This window comes from Streptomyces sp. NPDC038213 (genome assembly GCF_055600495.1).
Map to the genome: position 1 here is coordinate 87,294 of NZ_JBVJYM010000017.1, position 17,592 is coordinate 104,885.

At 73.6% G+C, this 17,592-nt stretch carries 11 protein-coding genes; 4 read left to right on the top strand and 7 right to left on the bottom strand.

Annotated elements, in window-relative coordinates; translation table 11 throughout:
- The first annotated feature begins 376 nt into the window (after positions 1 to 376).
- The 4 genes from cobN (at position 377) to ACZ7JZ_RS22755 (ending at position 7,913) form a co-directional block, all read left to right on the top strand.
- Positions 377 to 4,006, top strand: coding sequence for a cobaltochelatase subunit CobN (cobN, locus tag ACZ7JZ_RS22740; protein WP_470942086.1), 3,630 nt, complete (start codon positions 377 to 379; stop codon positions 4,004 to 4,006).
- A 76-nt stretch (positions 4,007 to 4,082) separates the two neighbouring features.
- Positions 4,083 to 4,556 (top strand): hemerythrin domain-containing protein, encoded by a 474-nt coding sequence (locus ACZ7JZ_RS22745; RefSeq protein WP_470942088.1) that lies wholly within the window; start codon positions 4,083 to 4,085, stop codon positions 4,554 to 4,556.
- A gap of 58 nt (positions 4,557 to 4,614) precedes the next feature.
- Positions 4,615 to 5,433, top strand: coding sequence for a nucleotidyltransferase domain-containing protein (locus ACZ7JZ_RS22750; RefSeq protein WP_470942091.1), 819 nt, complete (start codon positions 4,615 to 4,617; stop codon positions 5,431 to 5,433).
- Between the two features lie 215 nt (positions 5,434 to 5,648).
- On the top strand, positions 5,649 to 7,913 hold the full coding sequence (locus tag ACZ7JZ_RS22755; protein ID WP_470942093.1) for a terpene synthase family protein: 2,265 nt from the start codon (positions 5,649 to 5,651) through the stop codon (positions 7,911 to 7,913).
- 54 nt (positions 7,914 to 7,967) lie between these two features.
- Here ACZ7JZ_RS22755 and ACZ7JZ_RS22760 read toward each other — a convergent pair whose 3' ends face one another.
- The 7 genes from ACZ7JZ_RS22760 to ACZ7JZ_RS22790 all read right to left on the bottom strand — a co-directional run bounded on the left by ACZ7JZ_RS22760 (position 7,968) and on the right by ACZ7JZ_RS22790 (position 17,544).
- Positions 7,968 to 9,230, bottom strand: coding sequence for a GNAT family N-acetyltransferase (locus tag ACZ7JZ_RS22760; RefSeq protein ID WP_470942095.1), 1,263 nt, complete (start codon positions 9,228 to 9,230; stop codon positions 7,968 to 7,970).
- A 32-nt stretch (positions 9,231 to 9,262) separates the two neighbouring features.
- The gene (locus ACZ7JZ_RS22765; RefSeq protein ID WP_470942097.1) at positions 9,263 to 10,477 is read right to left on the bottom strand and encodes a glycoside hydrolase family 6 protein; all 1,215 of its coding nucleotides are present in this window, start codon (positions 10,475 to 10,477) and stop codon (positions 9,263 to 9,265) included.
- A 143-nt stretch (positions 10,478 to 10,620) separates the two neighbouring features.
- Positions 10,621 to 11,772 (bottom strand): XdhC family protein, encoded by a 1,152-nt coding sequence (locus ACZ7JZ_RS22770; RefSeq protein WP_470942100.1) that lies wholly within the window; start codon positions 11,770 to 11,772, stop codon positions 10,621 to 10,623.
- Positions 11,773 to 11,866: 94 nt separating this feature from the next.
- Positions 11,867 to 13,333 (bottom strand): NCS2 family permease, encoded by a 1,467-nt coding sequence (locus ACZ7JZ_RS22775; protein WP_470942103.1) that lies wholly within the window; start codon positions 13,331 to 13,333, stop codon positions 11,867 to 11,869.
- A 304-nt stretch (positions 13,334 to 13,637) separates the two neighbouring features.
- Positions 13,638 to 16,040 (bottom strand): xanthine dehydrogenase subunit D, encoded by a 2,403-nt coding sequence (gene pucD, locus ACZ7JZ_RS22780; protein WP_470942105.1) that lies wholly within the window; start codon positions 16,038 to 16,040, stop codon positions 13,638 to 13,640.
- 2 nt (positions 16,041 to 16,042) lie between these two features.
- On the bottom strand, positions 16,043 to 16,648 hold the full coding sequence (locus ACZ7JZ_RS22785) for a (2Fe-2S)-binding protein (RefSeq protein WP_470942108.1): 606 nt from the start codon (positions 16,646 to 16,648) through the stop codon (positions 16,043 to 16,045).
- Positions 16,649 to 16,650: 2 nt separating this feature from the next.
- A complete protein-coding gene (locus ACZ7JZ_RS22790) occupies positions 16,651 to 17,544 on the bottom strand; it encodes an FAD binding domain-containing protein (RefSeq protein ID WP_470942111.1) in 894 nt (297 codons plus the stop codon).
- Positions 17,545 to 17,592: the final 48 nt, after the last annotated feature.

Sequence of the window (17,592 nt, forward strand, 5' to 3'; positions counted from 1 at the left end):
GGGGGACCGCCTGCGCACATCCCAGCCCCGCCGGCGTTTGAGGCGCGGGGTCCGGGGCGGAGCCCCGGTTCGGGAAGGGGCGGGGTGGGGAACAGTCCCCGCGCAGCGGACCTCGGCCCCCCGGGGACCCGCGCCACCTGGGAGAACCCCCTCTCCCGCGGCAGCGGACCGGCACATAGGATGCACCCCGACAGGCCGCCCGGCCCGTCGTCGCCGCAGACGGCGACAGGGGAGGAAGCCCGGTGAGACTCCGGCGCGGTCCCGCCACTGTGAGGACGGCACGCCACGCGCAAGCGCCCGGCGGCCGGACGAGCCAGGAACTCCCGCCGTCTGCACTGCCCGGGGCGAGGAAACCCCGAGGAAGGCCTGCCGCCGCATGATCCTGCTGCTGTCGACGTCCGACACCGATCTGCTGAGCGCCCGCGCCGCGCAGGGCCCGGTCCCCTACCGCTTCGCCAACCCCTCCCGGCTGCCCCTGGAGGACCTGCCCGCGCTCCTGGACGGCGCCGACCTGGTCGTCGTACGGCTCCTCGGCGGTCTGCGCGCCTGGCAGGAGGGCCTCGACCTGCTGCTCGCCGCCGGCCAGCACCGCCCGGTGGTGGTGCTCACCGGCGAACAGGCCCCCGACGCGCAGCTGATGGAGGCCTCGACGGTCCCGATCGGCATCGCCGCGGAGGCGCACGCCTACCTCGCGCACGGCGGCCCGGCGAACCTGGAGCAGCTGGCCCGGTTCCTCTCCGACACCGTGCTGCTGACCGGCCACGGCTTCGAGTCCCCCGCCGCCTCCCCCGCCTGGGGCCCGCTGGAGCGCCCGGAGGCGGCCGCCGCACAGGCACCGGCGGGCGGCCCCCGGATCGCGGTGCTCTACTACCGCGCCCACCAGATGAGCGGCAACACGGGCTTCGTGCACGCCCTGTGCGACGCGATCACCGAGGGCGGCGGCACCCCCGCGCCCCTGTACGTGTCGTCGCTGCGCAACCCGGAGCCCGGCCTGCTGGCCGAACTGGCCCACGCCGACGCCATCGTGACCACCGTCCTCGCCGCCGGCGGCACCCGCCCCGCGGACGCCTCCGCGGGCGGCGACGACGAGTCCTGGGACGCGGGCGCGCTGGCCGCGCTCGACGTACCGATCCTCCAGGCCCTGTGCCTGACCGGCTCGCGCAGCTCCTGGGAGGAGAACGACGAGGGCCTGTCCCCGCTCGACGCGGCCAGCCAGGTCGCCGTACCGGAGTTCGACGGCCGCCTGATCACCGTGCCGTTCTCCTTCAAGGAGATCGACCCGGACGGGCTGCCCGCCTACGTCGCCGATCCCGAGCGCGCCGCCCGCGTGGCCGGCATCGCCATCCGCCACGCCCTGCTGCGGCACACCGCCAACGCCGACAAGCGGATCGCGCTGGTCCTGTCCGCGTACCCGACCAAGCACTCCCGGATCGGCAACGCCGTCGGGCTCGACACCCCGGCCAGCGCCGTCGCGCTGCTGCGCCGGCTGTGCGCCGAGGGCTACGCCTTCGGTGCGCAGGAGGAGATCCCCGGCCTGGTCTCCGGCGACGGGGACGAGCTGATCCGCGCCCTGATCGAGGCCGGCGGCCACGACCAGGACTGGCTGACCGAGGAGCAGCTGGCCCGCAACCCGGTCCGGATCCCCGCGGCCGACTACCGCCGCTGGTACGCCGGGCTGCCCGCGGACCTGCGCGAGGCGGTCGAGGAGCACTGGGGCCCGGCCCCCGGGGAGATGTTCGTGGACCGCTCCCGCAACCCCGAGGGCGATATCGTCCTGGCGGCCCTGCGCTTCGGGAACCTCCTCGTCCTCATCCAGCCGCCGCGCGGCTTCGGCGAGAACCCGATCGCGATCTACCACGACCCGGACCTGCCGCCCTCGCACCACTACCTGGCCGCGTACCGCTGGATCCAGGCGTCGGCCGAGGAAGGCGGCTTCGGCGCGCACGCGATGATCCACCTCGGCAAGCACGGCAACCTGGAGTGGCTGCCGGGCAAGAACGCCGGCCTGTCGGCCTCCTGCGCCCCCGACGCGGCCCTCGGCGACGTGCCGCTGGTCTACCCGTTCCTGGTCAACGACCCGGGCGAGGGCACGCAGGCCAAGCGCCGCGTGCACGCCACGCTGGTCGACCACCTGGTGCCGCCGATGGCCCGCGCGGACTCGTACGGCGACATCGCGCGCCTGGAGCAGCACCTCGACGAGTACGCGCAGATCTCCTCCATGGACCCGGCGAAGCTGCCGGCGATCCGCGCCCAGATCTGGACCCTGATCCAGGCGGCGAAGCTCGACCACGACCTCGGGCTCGAAGAGCGCCCGGACGACGACGGGTTCGACGACTTCCTGCTGCACGTCGACGGCTGGCTGTGCGAGGTCAAGGACGCCCAGATCCGCGACGGGCTGCACGTCCTCGGCGGGGCCCCGGCGGGCACCGACCGGGTCAACCTGGTCCTGGCGATCCTGCGGGCCCGCCAGATCTGGGGCGGCACCACGGCCCTGCCGGGCCTGCGCGAGGCCCTGGGCCTGGACGAGTCGAAGGCCACCCGCACCGGCGCGGACGAGGCCGAGGCCGCCGCGCGCGCCCTGGTCGAGGCCATGGAGGCGGCGGGCTGGGACCCGGCGGCCGTGGCCCGCGTGGCGGAGGGCCACTCCCCGGACGTGGCGAACGTCCTGGACTTCGCCGCCCGCGAGGTGGTGCCGCGCCTGGCGGCCACCACCGACGAGATCGACCACGCGGTGCACGCCCTGGCGGGCGGTTTCGTCCCGGCCGGGCCCTCGGGCTCCCCGCTGCGCGGCCTGGTCAACGTGCTGCCGACCGGCCGGAACTTCTACTCCGTCGACCCCAAGGCCGTGCCCTCGCGCCTGGCCTGGGAGACCGGCCAGGCCCTGGCCGACTCGCTCGTGCAGCGCTACCGCACGGACAACGGCGAGTGGCCCGCCTCCGTCGGCCTGTCCCTGTGGGGCACCAGCGCGATGCGCACCGCCGGCGACGACGTGGCCGAGGCCATGGCCCTGCTGGGCGTCCGCCCGGTCTGGGACGAGGCCTCGCGCCGGGTCACCGGCCTGGAGCCGATCCCGTACGAGGAGCTGGGCCGGCCGCGCATCGACGTGACCCTGCGCATCTCGGGCTTCTTCCGGGACGCCTTCCCGCACGTGATCGGCCTGCTGGACGACGCGGTGCGGCTCGCCGCCTCCCTGGACGAGCCCGCCGAGGTCAACCACGTGCGCGCGCACGCGCAGGCCGACCTGGCCGAGCACGGGGACGAGCGGCGGGCCACCACCCGCATCTTCGGCTCCCGCCCGGGCACGTACGGCGCCGGCATCCTCCAGCTGATCGACAGCCGCGACTGGCGCACGGACGCCGACCTCGCCGAGGTCTACACCGTCTGGGGCGGCTACGCGTACGGCCGCGGGCTGGGCGGGCGCCCGGCGCGGGCCGAGATGGAGAGCGCGTACAAGCGCATCACGGTCGCCGCGAAGAACACCGACACCCGCGAGCACGACATCGCGGACTCGGACGACTACTTCCAGTACCACGGCGGCATGGTCGCCACCGTGCGCGCCCTGCGGGGCACGGCCCCGGAGGCGTACATCGGCGACTCGACCCGCCCGGAGACGGTCCGCACCCGCACCCTGGTCGAGGAGACCTCCCGGGTCTTCCGGGCCCGCGTGGTCAACCCCAAGTGGATCGAGGCGATGCGCCGCCACGGCTACAAGGGCGCGTTCGAGCTGGCGGCGACGGTGGACTACCTCTTCGGGTACGACGCCACGACCGGCGTGATCGCGGACTGGATGTACGACAAGCTGACGCAGACGTACGTCCTCGACCCCGAGAACCGCGCCTTCCTCCAGGACGCCAACCCCTGGGCCCTGCACGGGATCGCGGAGCGGCTGCTGGAGGCCGAGTCCCGCGGCCTGTGGGAGAAGCCGGACCCGCAGGTCCTGGCCGAGCTCCGGCAGGTCTACCTCGACACCGAGGGCGACCTGGAGGGCGAAGCCGAGAAGCAGTAGCCCGCAGGGGCCCGGCAGCCCCCGATGGGCCGCACCAATAGCGGTCGATCGGGGGCGAGCCCGACACAATGGCGCCATGTGCCACTACTGCGGGTGCCGCCAGATCCCCCTGATCCGGGAGTTCATCGCCGAGCACGAGGGCGTCACCGACGCCGCCGGAGATGCGCTGCGCGCCCTGGACCGGGGGGATCCGGCGGCCGCCCGGCCGCTGGTCGAGCGGATGGCCGGGGAGCTGCGCGCGCACTGGGAGGGCGAGGAGCGGGGCCTGTTCGCGATGATGCGGCAGGACCCCGAGTACGCGCCCTACATCGCGGACCTGGTGCGCGAGCACCGGGAGCTGGCCGCCTTCCTCGACCGCGCCGACCTGGCGGACCCCGCCGACGAGGCCCTGTTGCGCACGGCGGTGGACGAGCTCCACCACCACATCGCCAAGGAGGAGGACGGGCTCTTCCCCGCCTCCCTGACCGCCCTCACCGGCGAGGAGTGGGACCTCTCCATCGCCGCCTGGCAGTCCGCCCACCCGGACCGCACCCTGCGCCCGCCGGGCTGAACCCGCCCTTCCGCCCCCTGCCCGGCCCGCCCGTCCCCGCATCCCGGACAATCCAGCCATGGATCTTGATCTCACCATCGCCGGCATGGCGGAGCGGCTCGCCGCCGTGGACGGGGTCGCGGGCGTCTGCCTCGGCGGCAGCCGGGCCCGCGGCACGCACCGCCCCGACTCGGACTACGACCTCGGCCTCTACTACCGCGGCCGCCCCGACACCGCGGCCCTGCGGACCCTCGCCCTCGAACTGACCGGCGCCCCGGTGGAGGTCGCGGAGCCCGGGGCCTGGGGCCCCTGGGTCGACGGCGGGGCCTGGCTGGAGCTGGGCGGGATCCGGATCGACTGGCTCTACCGGGACCTCGACCGCGTGGAGCGGATCTGGGAGGACTGCCGCGCGGGCCGGTTCGAGATCGGCACCCAGGCGGGCCACCCCGCCGGGGTGTACTCCCACGCCTACGCCGGAGAGCTCGCCACCGGCGTCGTCCTCGCCGACCCGGGCGGCGAACTGGCCTCCCTCCAGAGGCAGATGGCCGCATACCCGCCGGCCCTGCGCACCGCGCTCGTCGAATCGGCCCGCTTCGAGGGCCCGTTCGCCCTGGCCTGCGCACGCAAGGCGGTGGCGCGGGCCGATGCCGCGTACGCGGCGGGCTGCCTCTTCCGCGCGGTCGTCGTGCTGGTCCAGGCCCTGCACGCGCAGGCCGGGAGCTGGCCGCTCAACGAGAAGGGGTCCGTGGCCGCCGCGGGGCTGCTCCCCGCCGCTCCCCCGGAGTTCGCCGCCCGCGCCCACGGCCTGCTGGGGGCCGTCGGCACCGGCCCGGAGGAGATCGGGGCCACGCTGGACCGCGCGGACGCCCTGATGCGCGACACCCTCAACCGGCTCTGACCCGCCCCACGGGCACCGGGGGGCCCGGCCGGGGCCGGACGGCCCTCCCGGGTATAGCGGGTCGGTGCGGGCGCCGGGGGCGAACGGGCACGCCGTCACCTGATGCGGTGAACTCCGCCATGAGGGGCGGGAGTCGGGGGTAGGGCACTGCAGATTCCCGTGCGGGGGGCCGGGGCCCGGCCCCCCGCACCCCGTGACGAAAGGTCTGGCCCCCTGTGACGCAGCCGTTCCGACTGCCGGAGTTCTACGTGCCCTATCCGGCCCGGCTCAACCCCCATCTGGAGGAGGCGAGGGCGCACACCAGGCAGTGGGCACGCGGCCTCGGCATGCTGGAGGGCTCCGGGGTCTGGACCGAACAGGACCTCGAGTCCCACGACTACGCGCTGCTGTGCGCGCACACCCACCCCGACTGCGACTCCGCGGCCCTGTCCCTGGTCACCGACTGGTACGTGTGGGTCTTCTTCTTCGACGACCACTTCCTGGAGGTCTTCAAGCGCACCGGGGACCGGGCCGGGGCCAAGGAGTACCTGGAGCGGCTGGCCGCCTTCATGCCCATGGACCTCTCCCAGGGCTTCCCCGAGGCGGTGAACCCGGTCGAGGCGGGGCTCGCGGACCTGTGGGCCCGGACCGTCCCCGCCATGGGCGCCGACTGGCGGGAACGGTTCTCCGAGAGCACCCGCAACCTCCTCAACGAGTCCATGTGGGAGCTCGCCAACATCGGCATCGGGCGGATCGCCAACCCGCTGGAGTACATCGAGATGCGCCGCAAGGTCGGCGGCGCGCCCTGGTCCGCGGGGCTGGTGGAGTACGTGGCGGCCGAGGTGCCCGCCCGGGTGGCCGGCACCCGCCCGCTGGCCGTGCTCCGCGACTCCTTCTCGGACGCGGTGCACATCAGGAACGACCTGTTCTCCTACGAGCGGGAGGTCCGCGACGAGGGCGAACTGTCCAATGCCGTGCTGGTGCTGGAGACCTTCCTCGGCTGCTCCACCCAGGAGGCCGCGGAGCTCGCCAACGACCTGCTGACCTCGCGGCTGCACCAGTTCGAGCACACCGCCCTGGTCGAGGTGCCCGCACTGGCCGCCACCCACGGGCTGAGCCCGGCCGAGCTGGCCGCCGTACTCGCCTACGCCAAGGGGCTCCAGGACTGGCAGTCCGGCGGCCACGCCTGGCACACGGTCTCCAGCCGCTACATGAACGCGGAGGTACAGGCGCCCGCGCCGGCCGCGCTGCCCCTCGCCCCCTCGGGTCCGGGCACCGCCGCCTTCGACGTGCGCTCCCTCGCCACCCCCCGCTCGGCCCGGCTGCGGGCGCGCAGCTTCACCCACACGCCCTTCCGCCCGGTGGGCCCGCCGGACCTGCCCGAGGTCAGGATGCCCTTCACCCTGAGCCTCAGCCCCCATCTGCCGCTGGCGCGGACCGAGTTGGTCGCGTGGTGCCGTACGACGGGACTGCTCGACCCGCAGCCCGGCGACCCCGGGTCCGCGATCTGGACCGAACGCACCCTCGTCGCCGCGGACTTCGCGCTCTGTTCGGCTGGCATCGACCCGGACGCGTCACCCGGGGACCTGTGCCGCAGCGCACAGTGGCTGGCCTGGGGCACGTACGCCGACGACTACTACCCCGCGGTCTTCGCCGCCTCGAAGGACCCGGCCGCGGCCCGCGCGGCGACCTCCCGCCTGATCGCCATGATCCCCCTCGACCCGGCGCAGGCACCGGAGCCGGTCACCGCACTGGAGCGGGGGCTGAAGGACCTGTGGGCGCGGACCGCCGCGCCCATGGGCCCCGCGGACCGGGCGGAGTTCCGGCAGTCCGTCGCGGACATGCTGGAGAGCTGGGTGTGGGAGGTCGACAACGCCGCCGCGCACCGCATCCCGGACCCGGTGGACTACACCGAGATGCGCCGCTACACCTTCGGCAGCCGGCTGACCATGCTGCTGACCCGGCTGGGCCACCAGGGCCCGGGCGTCCCCTCCGAGGTGTTCGCCACCGGGGTGTTCCAGTCCCTGGAGAACGCCGCCATGGACGTGGGCTGGCTGGTCAACGACCTGTACTCCTGGCAGAAGGAGACGGAGTTCGAGGACGAGCTGCACAACCACGTGCTCGTCACCCAGGCCTTCTTCGGCATCGGGCACGAGCAGGCCCTCCCGATCGTCTACGACCTCCTGGAGCGCCGGCTGGAGGAGTTCCTCCACATCCGGGACGCCCTGCTGCCCGTCCTGTGCGAGGACCTCTCGCTCGGCCGGCAGGCCCGGGAGTCCCTCGACGGGTACGTACGGGAGATCGAGGACTGGATGGCCGGGGTCCTGCACTGGCACCGCGAGACCCGCCGCTACGACGAGGCGGAGCTGCGCCGGGTCCCGGTGGGGTACCGCCCCGCCGGGCTGCCGTTCGCGGGGCCCGCGCTCGGTTTCGGCCCCGGGCGGGCGGCGGCCGGGCCGGGGACGGCGGCCGCGCGGATCCGTCCCGTGCGGACCGGCTGAGGTACGGGGGCGGGGAGGGGGCCGGCGCGGGCCGGGCCCCCTCCCCGCCTCCGGTCAGAACTCGTCGACGGTGTTCGGCAGCAGCGCCGTCCGCAGGGCTGCGTCGAGCCGCCCGGCCGCGCCCGGGGTGTGCTCCGCCGCCAGCCCGGCGCGGACCAGCGAGGCGGCCGGGGTACCGCCCAGGTAGCAGGCGGCGAGGCCGTCGACGCCGAGGGCGAGGTCGGCGGGCGGCCCGTCCGGCCCGGCCCCGGCCCCGTCGACTGCTTCGCACACCGCCCCGTCCGGTCCGGCCTTGAGCCGGAAGCGGCCGGAGTTCGCGGGCAGCAGCCCGTCCCGCACGTCGAGGACCAGTTCGACGGAGGCGGCCCAGGAGCGGGCGGCCAGGGCGGCCCGTACGTCGACCAGCCGCAGCCACAGCGCGGGGAACTGGCTCGTCACCCGGACCTGGTCGCGGTCGGCGGCGAAGAGCAGCAGCGGGTCGTCGGCGGGCCGCCCCCAGGCCTTGACCACGGAGGTGAGGTCGAGTGCGGCCAGGTACCTCCACAGGGCGGCCTCGGCGGCGGGGGTGTCGGCCTCGAGCTCGTAGACCTGCACCACGCCGCCGGGGCGGCCCGGGGCGCTGTCGTCCTCGGCCTTCGTGCGGTAGACGGCGTACCCGGCGAGGGGCTCGCCGGGGACGCCGAGGGCGAGGACCCGCGGCGGGCCCAGGGTGTCGTCGTCCTCGTCCTTGTCCTGCAGCCAGACCCCGGTCCAGCGCTCCTCGTCGCGGGCGGCGCGGCCCGCCCGGCCGGCCCGGGTGCGCTCGAAGTACGCGCCGGCCGCCGCGGCCGCCTCCCCGGGGGCGAGCAGCCGCAGCGGGCGCGGGTCGGGCTCGATGCGCAGGGCCAGGGGGCGGGTCGAGTCGATCTCGACGGTGGCGCCCTGGGTGGCCGCGCCCCACCCGAACCGCCCGTAGATGGCGCTCTCGGAGGCCCACAGCGCGGCCACGGCGTGCCCCGCCCGCTCCGCGCGGCGCAGGAACTCCGTCATGAGGGCGGTGAGCACCCCGCGGCGCCGGTGGGTGGGGGCGACGGACACGAAGGTCAGGGAGGGGCAGGGCAGGTCGGCCCCGGGCACCGACATCCGGAAGGGGTGGACCGCGAGCAGGCCGACGAGGGCGTCGCCCTCGTACGCGCCGAGCCGCTCGCAGCCCGTGAGGATCCGCCGGTCGCGCTCCCGGTCCTCCTCCTCGGGGCGGGCGTGGAAGACCAGGTAGGCCAGTTCCTGGGCGCATGGGATGTCTTCCACGGGTACGTCTCGGATGTCGATGTCCACCATGATCGGGACCCTACGGGCTCATTGGGGAGGGGTCATCTCATCATGGCCGGATTCGCCAGGCGTACGAGCTCCTCGGCCTGTTCGGGGAACCACTCGCCGGCCTTGGGGGCGACGAGTCCGCGCTCGGGGTCCTGCGGTCCGCGGGTGCCGCGCAGGCAGGAGCCGTCCGACTCCCCGGGGGTCTTGATCCAGAGCCTGGCGTCGTGGAGGACGTACCCGGTGGCGGTGGTGGGGCGGGCGCCGAGCCCGCGGCCGGGCGGGTTGCACCAGTCCTGCGGGTCGCGGTACTTGCCGGACGGGGCCTTCCAGGGGCCGTTGCCGTTGCGGCTGGTGTCGGTGACGAAGTGCTTCATCCTGGCCGGATCCAGCACCCCCCGGTGCGCGTCGACCCAGGCCCGGGCCTCGGCCCGGGGGCGCCACTGGTCGGGGCAGTCGGCGGGGCTGCCGCCGGAGTCCGCGTAGCCGAGGCAGACGGAGACCAGGTAGGCGAACCAGACGTTGTCGGCCTCGGTGTTGTAGTTGGAGACGTTGACGGCGAAGCCGGTGGCGCCCGCGACCCCGGCCTCGCGGAGCCTGGGCACCATGTTGGTGACGCTGTGCCAGGTGGCGTGGCCGGTGTCGAGGTACACGTCGGTGCCGGGGCGGGCCTCCAGGGTCCGCACGGCGTAGCCGATCTCGGTGTAGCGGGCGGCGGTGCGGGTGCCCGCCAGTTCGCCGGAGCCGGGGGCGGCGGGGCATTCGCGGGGCAGCAGGGCCAGCGAGTCGGGTTCGAGGACGACGAGGGCGGGGCGGTCGCCGATGCCGCGGGCGACCGCGTCGATCCAGCGTCGGTAGTCGGCGGTGCCGGCGGCCCCGCCGGCGGAGTACTGGGAGCAGTCGCGGCCGGGCACGTTGTACAGGACGAGGACGGGCAGGCTCCGGGTCCGGGCGGCGTCCTCGGTGACGGTACGGGCCTCGGCCTCGGCCTTCCCGGGGGTCTGGTCGCCGAGCCAGACGGCGTGCGGGGTGGCCGCCATGGCGGTGACCGCCTCGGCTTCGCGGCCCCGGCCGGCGGCGCCGAGCTGCCGGGCCTGGAGGTGGGCGGCCGGGTTGGCCGGGGGGACGTAGAGGGGGCGCTGCGGTGCGGCGCTCTCGCGGTGCACGGCAGGGGCGGCGGGCAGGGGGGCCGGGCCCGCCACAGGGGGGAGCATGACGGCGGCGAGGGCGGCGGCGGGCAGCAGGGCCCGCACGAGGTGTCGGTGGTGCACGGCAGCCGACGGTGGTGCAGGGGCCGCGGGCCGGTCAAGCCCCGTTACCCGGGCGGCTCAAGGGCGCAACCCGTGCGGGTTGCGCCCTGGTGTGACGGCTTGCTCCGGTGCGCCGGTCCGGGGGCGGTCGGCGGCGGCCGCCCTCAGGCGACGACGCCGATGCGGGTGACGGAGGTGGCGGAGCTGTCCTTGTGGATCGGGGTGTGCGCGCCGGTGAGGGCGGCGCCGGAGCCGCCGCGGCGGTTGGCGACGATCTCGGCGGCTATGGACAGGGCGGTCTCCTCCGGGGAGCGGGCGCCGAGGTCCAGGCCGATCGGGGAGCGCAGCCGGGCGAGTTCGAGCTCGGTGACGCCGACGGCGCGCAGCCGCTCGTTGCGGTCCTCGTGGGTGCGGCGGGAGCCCATGGCGCCGACGTAGGCGACGGGCAGTCTGAGGGCCAGTTCGAGGAGGGGGACGTCGAACTTGGCGTCGTGGGTGAGCACGCACAGCACGGTGCGGGCGTCCACCGGGGTCTGCGCGAGGTAGCGGTGGGGCCATTCGACGACGACCTCGTCGGCCTCGGGGAAGCGCTGCGGGGTGGCGAAGACGGGCCGGGCGTCGCAGAGGGTGACGTGGTAGCCGAGGAACTTGCCGATGCGTACGAGCGCGGAGGCGAAGTCGATGGCCCCGAAGACGATCATGCGGGGGGCCGGGACGCTGGACTCGACGAGGATCCGGAGGGGCTCTCCGCAGAGCCCGCCCTCGGCGCCGACCTCCAGGACCCCGGTGCGCCCGGCGTCGAGCATGGCGCGGGCCCCGTCGACGACGGTGCGGTCGAGTCCGGGGTGGCCGCCGAGGCCGCCTTCGTACGAGCCGTCGGGGTGCACGAGGACGGCGCGGCCCCGGAGCTCGGCGGGGCCGGCGGCGATCCGGGCCACGGCGGCGGGCTCGCCCTGGGCGGCGGCGGCCGCGGCGGCGGCGAACACGGCCCGCTGGGGGCTGTCGGCGCGGACCGGGGTGACGAGGATGTCGATGATGCCGCCGCAGGTCAGGCCGACGGCGAAGGCGTCGTCGTCGCTGTAGCCGAAGCGTTCGAGGACGGATTCGCCGTCGTCGAGGGCCTGGCGGCACAGCTCGTAGACGGCGCCTTCCACGCATCCGCCGGAGACCGATCCGATGGCGGTGCCCTCGGAGTCCACCGCGAGGGCGGCTCCGGGCTGCCGGGGTGCGCTGCCGCCCACCGCGACGACGGTGGCGACGGCGAAGTCGCGTCCCTGGCCGACCCACCGGTTCAGCTCTTCGGCGATGTCCAGCATGTCGGCCTCCTCGGCGGTCGTTTCCAGTATCGGATGCGGGGGCGGTGGAAAGGGGGCGCCGTCCGGGCCGGACGGGCCCGGACGGCGCGGTGGATCAGCCGATGCCGAGCCAGCCCTCGATCGGGTGCAGGGCGAAGAACACCACGAAGATCGCGGTCAGGCCCCACATGAAGGCGCCGATCTCGCGGGCCTTGCCCTGGGCCAGCTTGATGGCGACGTGGGCGATGACGCCGGCGGCGACGCCCGCGGTGATCGAGTAGGTGAAGGGCATGATCACCACGGTCAGGAAGACCGGGACGGCGGTGGCCATGTCGGCCCAGTCCACGTGGCGGGCGTTCTGCATCATCATGGCGCCGATGACGACCAGGGCGGCGGCGGCGACCTCACCGGGGACGATCTGGGTGATCGGGGTGAAGAAGATGCAGGCGGCGAAGAAGAGGCCGGTGACCACGGAGGCGAGGCCCGTACGGGCACCCTCGCCGACGCCGGTGGCGGACTCGACGAAGACCGTCTGGCCGGAGCCGCCGGTCACGCCGCCGATGGCACCGCCGGCACCGTCGATGAACAGCGCCTTCGACAGGCCGGGCATCCGGCCCTTGTCGTCGGCGAGCTTGGCCTCGGTGCCGACGCCGATGATGGTGGCCATCGCGTCGAAGAAGCCGGCGAGCACCAGGGTGAAGACGATCATGCCGATCGTCATGGCGCCGACCTCGCCCCAGCCGCCGAAGGAGACGTCGCCGAAGAGCGAGAAGTCCGGCATCGAGACGGCGGAGCCGGAGAGCTCCGGCGGGCCGCTGGCCCAGGCCTTGGCGGGGATGTCCACGACGGCGTTCAGGACGGCCGCGAGGACGGTGCCGGCCACGATGCCGATCAGGATGGCGCCGGGGGTCTTGCGGGCCTGCAGCATGAAGATCGCTATCAGGGTCACGCTGAAGAGGAGGACGGGCCAGCCGGCCAGCTCACCGGTGGGGCCGAGGACCACGGGGCCGCCGCCGGGGGCGGGGTTCTCGTGGACGAAGCCGGCCTTCACGAGGCCGATCAGGGCGACGAACATGCCGATGCCCATGGTGATCGCGTGCTTGAGTGCGAGGGGGATCGCATTCATGATCATCTCGCGGAGGCCGGTGACGACCAGGAGACAGATCACTACGCCGTACATCACGCACATGCCCATGGCCTGCGGCCAGGACATCTCGGGCGCGACCTGCGAGGCGAGTACACCGGAGACGGAGAGTCCGGCGGCGAGCGCGAGCGGTACCTTGCCGACGAAGCCCATGAGCAGGGTGGTCACGGCCGCGGCGAACGCGGTGGCGGTGATCACCGCCTTCTGGCTCATGGTGTCGCCGTTGACGTCCTGACCACCCAGGATCAGGGGGTTGAGCAGGAGGATGTAGGCCATCGCCATGAAGGTCGTGATACCGCCACGAACCTCGTTGCCGACGTTGGATCCTCTGTGGGTGATGTGAAAGTACCGGTCGAGCCAGGACGTGCCGGCGGGCTGCTGCGGGCCGGGGCCCGCATCTTCCGCGGTGGTCTTGGCCTCCACTGACGACTGGGTCATGGTGCCTAACTCCCAAGGTTCAAAGGGGCACCCGCAAGGGGGATGGGAAAAGCGCGCGGGATTTGGGATGAAACGTTGGCTGCACGACCCGGGGTGACGGCCCGAGACGAAGCTGATCTTTCGAACTGCGGTACTGCTGGTTCTGCCGGTGGTGCGGGTACTGCCGGGGGTGGAGCGGTGAAGCGGACCGCGAGCGGTGCGGTACTTCGTGCTCCGGGCGGTGCGGCGGCGAAGTGTGACGTTCCCTCCGCACCGCCCGGAGAGCCGGGGTCCGGGGGCCTCGCGGCCCCCGGAGGACGCCGTCCTAGAGGGTGCCGGTGAGGGCCTCGGGACGGATCGGCGTCTTGTTGAGCTCCAGGCCGGTCGCCGCCCGGATCGCCGCGAGGACGGCCGGGGTGGACGACAGGGTGGGGGCCTCGCCGAGACCGCGCAGGCCGTACGGCGCGTTCGGGTCGGCGAGCTCCAGGTAGTCGACCGGGATGCTCGGGGTGTCGAGGATCGTCGGGATCAGGTAGTCCGTGAAGGAGGGGTTGCGCACCTTCGCGGTCTTCGGGTCCACGATGATCTCCTCCATCACCGCGACGCCCAGGCCCTGGGTCGTACCGCCCTGGATCTGGCCGACGACGGAGAGCGGGTTGAGGGCCTTGCCGACGTCCTGGGCGCAGGCCAGCTCGACGACCTTGACGAGGCCGAGCTCGGTGTCCACCTCGACCACCGCGCGGTGCGCGGCGAAGGTGTACTGGACGTGGCCGTCGCCCTGGCCGGTGACCAGGTCGAAGGCGACGGTCGGCCGGTGCCGGAACTCCAGCTCCAGGTCGATCGCGTCCTCGCCCTCGAGCAGCTCCGCGATCTCAGCGAGGACCTCGCCGCCGTCGGTGACGACCTTGCCGCCCTCCAGGAGGAGCTCGGCGGTGGCCCACGCCGGGTGGTAGGAGCCGTTCTTGCGGCGGCCGATCTCCAGGACCTTCTCGCGCACGGCCTCGCAGGTGTTCTTGACGGCGCCGCCGGTCATGTACGTCTGCCGGGAGGCGGACGTGGAGCCGGCGGACCCGACCTGCGTGTCGGCGGGGTGGATGGTCACGTTGGTGACGCCCAGCTCCGTACGGGCGATCTGCGCGTGCACGGTGACACCGCCCTGGCCGACCTCCGCCATGGCCGTGTGGACCATCGCGACGGCCTCGCCGTTGACGACCTCCAGGCGCACCCGGGCGGTGGAGTAGTCGTCGAAGCCCTCGGAGAAGCCGACGTTCTTGATGCCGACCGCGTAGCCGACGCCGCGGACGACGCCCTCGCCGTGGGTGGTGTTCGACAGGCCGCCGGGCAGGGCGCGGACGTCCGCGTTCTCGCCGGCGGTCTCCCACTGGCGCTCGGGCGGCAGCGGGCGCGCCTTGACCCGGCGCAGCAGCTCGGCCACCGGGGCGGGCGAGTCGACGACCTGGCCGGTGGGCATGAGCGTGCCCATCTCCATGGCGTTGAGCTGCCGGAACTCCACCGGGTCCATGCCCAGCTTCTCGGCGAGCTTGTCCATCTGGGCCTCGTACGCGAAGCAGGCCTGGACGGCGCCGAAGCCGCGCATCGCGCCGCAGGGCGGGTTGTTCGTGTAGAGCGCCACGGCCTCGATGTCGACGTCCTCGACGACGTACGGGCCGACGGAGAGGGAGGAGGCGTTGCCGACGACCGCCGGGGAGGCCGACGCGTACGCGCCGCCGTCCAGGACGATCTTGCACTTCATGTGCGTGAGCTTGCCGTCCTTGGTGGCGCCGTGCTCGTAGTAGAGCTTCGCCGGGTGGCGGTGCACGTGCCCGAAGAAGGACTCGAAGCGGTTGTAGACGATCTTGACCGGCTTGTTGGTCGCGAGGGCCAGCAGGCAGGCGTGGATCTGCATCGAGATGTCCTCGCGGCCGCCGAAGGCACCGCCGACGCCGGAGAGCGTCATGCGGACCTTCTCCTCGGGCAGGCCGAGGACGGGGGCGATCTGCTTGAGGTCCGAGTGCAGCCACTGGGTGGCGACGTAGAGGTCGACGCCGCCGTCCTCGCACGGCACGGCGAGGCCGGACTCCGGGCCGAGGAAGGCCTGGTCCTGCATGCCGAAGGTGTACTCGCCCTCGACGATCACGTCGGCGCGCTTGCGCGCCTCCTCCACGTTGCCGCGGATGATCGGCTGGCGGTGCACGATGTTCGGGTGCGGCACGTGGCCGGCGTGGTGGTCGTCGCGGCCCTCGTGCAGCAGCGGCGCGTCGGGGGCGAGGGCGGAGGCCTCGTCCGTGACGACCGGCAGCTCGCGGTAGTCGATCTTGATCTTGGCGGCCGCGCGGCGGGCGGTCTCCGGGTGGTCGGCGGCCACGAGGGCCACCGGCTCGCCGTGGTGGCGGACCCGGCCGTTGGCCAGCACCGGGGTGTCCTGGATCTCCAGGCCGTAGTTCTTCACCTCGGTGGGCAGGTCGTCGTACGTCAGGACCGAGTAGACGCCCGGCATGGCCAGCGCCTCGGAGATGTCGATGCCGGCGATCTCGGCGTGCGCCACGGTGGACCGCAGGGTCTGGCCCCACAGCATGTCCTCGTGCCACATGTCCGACGAGTACGCGAACTCGCCGGTGACCTTCAGCGTGCCGTCCGGGCGGAGCGTCGACTCGCCGATGCCGCCCTGGCTGTGCTTCTGGGAGACGTTGGTCGGCGTACCGGAGGGAGTGGTGCGGATATTGGTCATGGTCAGACCGCCTCTCCCTGACGGGCGGCCGCCAGGCGGACCGCGTCGAGGATCTTCTCGTAGCCCGTGCAGCGGCAGAGGTTGCCGGAGAGGGCCTCACGGATGTCCTGGTCGGACGGGGACGCGTTGCTCTCCAGCAGCGCGTCCGCCTGCACCAGCAGACCCGGGGTGCAGAAACCGCACTGGACGGCGCCGGCGTCGATGAACGCCTGCTGGATCGGGGAGAGCTCCACGCCCTCGCCGGTCTGGGAGTCGCCCGGCTTGGCCGCCCACTGGCGGGCCTCGTCGGTGCTGACGCCCTTGCTGCCGCAGCCGCCGCCGGTGCCGCAGGCACCGCCGTGGCCGTGGGCCTCGCGCTGCTTGGCGAAGTCGGCCAGGCCCTCGACGGTCACGACGTCGCGGCCCTCGACCTGGCCGGCGGCCACGAGGCAGGAACATACGGGCACGCCGTCGAGGCGGACGGTGCAGGAACCGCACTCGCCCTGCTCACAGGCGTTCTTCGAACCCGGCAGCCCGAGGCGCTCGCGCAGGACGTACAGGAGCGACTCGCCCTCCCAGACGTCGTCGGCTTCCTGGGGACGGCCGTTGACCGTGAAATTGACGCGCATGGTTACGCAGCTCCTTCCAGCGAGCGGCCGTTGGTGCCGCGGTACTGCTCCCAGGTCCAGACGAGCTGGCGGCGGGCCATGATGCCGACCGCGTGGCGGCGGTACTTCGCCGTGCCGCGGACGTCGTCGATCGGGTTGCAGGCGCCGGAGGCCAGGTCTCCGAACTGCTTGGCGATCGAGGGGGTGATGATCTTGCCGGACTCCCAGAAGCCGCCCTCTTCGAGCGCGGCGTTCAGGAACTCCTCCGCGGCCTTCGCCCGGATGGGGGTCGGGGCGGCCGAACCGATGCCGGTGCGGACCGTGCGGGTCTCGGGGTGCAGCGCCAGGCCGAAGGCGCAGACCGCGATGACCATCGCGTTGCGGGTGCCGACCTTGGAGTACTGCTGGGGGCCGTCCGCCTTCTTGACGTGGACGGTCTTGATGAGCTCGTCGGGGGCGAGCGCGTTGCGCTTCACACCCGTGTAGAACTCGTCGATCGGGATGAAGCGGGTGCCGCGCACCGACTCCACCTCGACCTCGGCACCCGCGGCGAGCAGGGCGGGGTGCGCGTCACCGGCGGGCGAGGCGCAGCCGAGGTTGCCGCCGACGCCGCCGCGGTTGCGGATCTGCGGGGACGCGACCGTGTGCGAGGCGAGCGCGAGACCGGGCAGCTCCTCGCGGAGGTTCTCGATGATCTGGGTGTACGGGACGGAGGCGCCCAGGCGGACGTTCTCCTCGCCGACCTCCCACTCCCGCAGCAGCCCGATGCGGTTGAGGTCCAGGAGGTACTCCGGACGGCGGTGGTCGAAGTTGATCTCGACCATCACATCGGTGCCACCCGCAATCGGCACAGCTGTGGGGTGCTCTGCCTTGGCGGCGAGCGCCTCCTCCCAGCTGGCGGGGCGAAGGAAGTCCATGTGTGGCTCTCTTCTACTTAATCGGGTCGTTCACTTCAAGCCAGGAGG

Coding starts and splice junctions, on each gene's coding strand:
- cobN (WP_470942086.1), top strand. CDS start 377: ATGATCCTGCTGCTGTCGACGTCCGACACCGATCTGCTGAGCGCCCGC.
- ACZ7JZ_RS22745 (WP_470942088.1), top strand. CDS start 4,083: ATGTGCCACTACTGCGGGTGCCGCCAGATCCCCCTGATCCGGGAGTTC.
- ACZ7JZ_RS22750 (WP_470942091.1), top strand. CDS start 4,615: ATGGATCTTGATCTCACCATCGCCGGCATGGCGGAGCGGCTCGCCGCC.
- ACZ7JZ_RS22760 (WP_470942095.1), bottom strand. CDS start 9,230: ATGGTGGACATCGACATCCGAGACGTACCCGTGGAAGACATCCCATGC.
- ACZ7JZ_RS22770 (WP_470942100.1), bottom strand. CDS start 11,772: ATGCTGGACATCGCCGAAGAGCTGAACCGGTGGGTCGGCCAGGGACGC.
- ACZ7JZ_RS22775 (WP_470942103.1), bottom strand. CDS start 13,333: ATGACCCAGTCGTCAGTGGAGGCCAAGACCACCGCGGAAGATGCGGGC.
- pucD (WP_470942105.1), bottom strand. CDS start 16,040: ATGACCAATATCCGCACCACTCCCTCCGGTACGCCGACCAACGTCTCC.
- ACZ7JZ_RS22785 (WP_470942108.1), bottom strand. CDS start 16,648: ATGCGCGTCAATTTCACGGTCAACGGCCGTCCCCAGGAAGCCGACGAC.
- ACZ7JZ_RS22790 (WP_470942111.1), bottom strand. CDS start 17,544: ATGGACTTCCTTCGCCCCGCCAGCTGGGAGGAGGCGCTCGCCGCCAAG.